The sequence below is a fragment of the Nocardioides sp. P5_C9_2 genome (assembly GCF_054049555.1).
The window spans coordinates 1-1,946 of record NZ_JBFUMD010000601.1 but is presented as its reverse complement, the minus strand read 5'-3'; the positions used below and the strand labels follow the sequence as shown (position 1 = coordinate 1,946).

Annotated in this window: 1 protein-coding gene; it reads right to left on the bottom strand. The window is 69.5% G+C overall.

Going from position 1 to position 1,946, the window contains the following annotated elements; all coding sequences use genetic code 11:
- The coding region (locus tag ACXJKL_RS20110; RefSeq protein WP_457208766.1) for a TIGR03960 family B12-binding radical SAM protein at positions 1–1,858 on the bottom strand (1,858 nt) is incomplete at its 3' end.
- Positions 1,859–1,946: the final 88 nt, after the last annotated feature.

Below are 1,946 nucleotides of genomic sequence, written 5' to 3'. Positions count from 1 at the left end.
GGCACACGCCGCAGTCGTAGCAGGGCGTCCAGCGGCAGTCCTCGACCTCGATGTCGGCACCGTCGGCCGCGGCGAGCGCGTCCTCCCAGTCGGCCCACATCCAGTCCTTGTCGAGGCCTGAGTCGAGGTGGTCCCAGGGCAGGACCTCGTCGTACTCACGCTCGCGGATCGTGTACCAGTCGACGTCGACGCCGGTGCCCGCGAGACCACGCTCGGTGGCGCCCATCCAGCGCTCGTAGGAGAAGTGCTCGCTCCAGCCGTCGAAGCGGCCGCCGTCGCGCCAGACCTCCTCGATGACCCGGCCGACGCGGCGGTCGCCGCGGGAGAGCAGTCCCTCGACGATCCCGGGCTTGCCGTCGTGGTAGCGGAAGCCGATGGCGCGGCCGTAGCGCTTGTCCTCGCGGACGGTGTCGCGCAGCTTCTTGAGGCGGCTGTCGGTGGTCTCGTGGTCGAGCTGCGCGGCCCACTGGAAGGGCGTGTGCGGCTTGGGCACGAAGCCGCCGATCGACACCGTGCAGCGGATGTCGTTGTGGCCCGCGACCTCGCGGCCCTTGGCGATGACCTTCTTGGCCAGCTCGGCGACCTGGAGGACGTCCTCGTCGGTCTCGGTCGGCAGGCCGACCATGAAGTAGAGCTTCACCTGGCGCCAGCCGTGGCTGTACGCCGCCGCGACGGTGTTGATCAGGTCGTCCTCGGTGACCATCTTGTTGATGACCTTGCGCATCCGCTCGGACCCGCCCTCGGGCGCGAACGTCAGGCCCGAGCGCCGTCCGTTGCGGGAGAACTCGTTGGCCAGGGTGATGTTGAAGGCGTCGACGCGGGTCGAGGGCAGCGACAGCGAGACTCCTGCGCCCTCGTAGCGGTCGGCCAGACCCTTGGCGACCTCACCGATCTCGGAGTGGTCGGCACTGGAGAGCGACAGGAGCCCGACCTCGTCGAAGCCGGACGTGCGGATGCCGTTCTCGACCATGTCGCCGATGGTCTTGATGGAGCGCTCGCGCACCGGACGGGTGATCATGCCGGCCTGGCAGAAGCGGCACCCGCGCGTGCAGCCGCGGAAGATCTCCACGCTGAAGCGCTCGTGGACGGTCTCGGCGAGCGGCACCAGCGGCTTGGCCGGGTAGGGCCACGCGTCGAGGTCCATCAGGGTGTGCTTGCGCACCCGGAAGGGGATGCCCGGCCTGTTGGGGACGACGGCCTCGATGGTGCCGTCGGCGGTGTAGGTGACGTCGTAGAACGCGGGGACGTAGACGCCGCCGCTCACCGCGAGGCGGCGCAGCAGCTCGTCGCGCCCACCGGGGCGGCCCTCGGCCTTCCACTCACGCACCACCTCGGAGATGGCGAGCACGACCTCCTCACCGTCACCGAGCACCGCGGCGTCGATGAAGTCGGCGATCGGCTCCGGGTTGAACGCGGCGTGGCCGCCGGCGAGGACGATCGGGTCGTCGTCACCGCGGTCGACCGCATGGAGCGCGATGCCGGCGAGGTCGAGGGCGTTGAGCATGTTGGTGTAGCCGAGCTCGGTGGAGAACGACAGTCCGAGCACGTCGAAGGCACGCACCGGGCGGTGGCTGTCGACGGTGAACTGCGGGATGTGGTGCTCCCGCATCACGGCCTCCATGTCGGGCCACACCGCGTAGGTGCGCTCGGCGACGATCCAGTCGCGCTCGTTGAGCACCTCGTACAGGATCTGGACACCCTGGTTGGGCAGCCCGACCTCGTAGGCGTCGGGATACATCAGGGCCCAGCGCACCGTCTCGCCGTCCGGCGCGCAGTCCCACTCCTTCACCGTCGAGTTGAGCTCGCCACCGACGTACTGGATGGGCTTCTGCACCGACGGGAGACGGGACTCCAGCAGCGGGAAGACCGACGCCGGAGCGGGCGCGGAGGTGGAGACGGACACGCGAGAACACCTCGAAGGATCGGGGGAAGGACCAGCCCTCAAG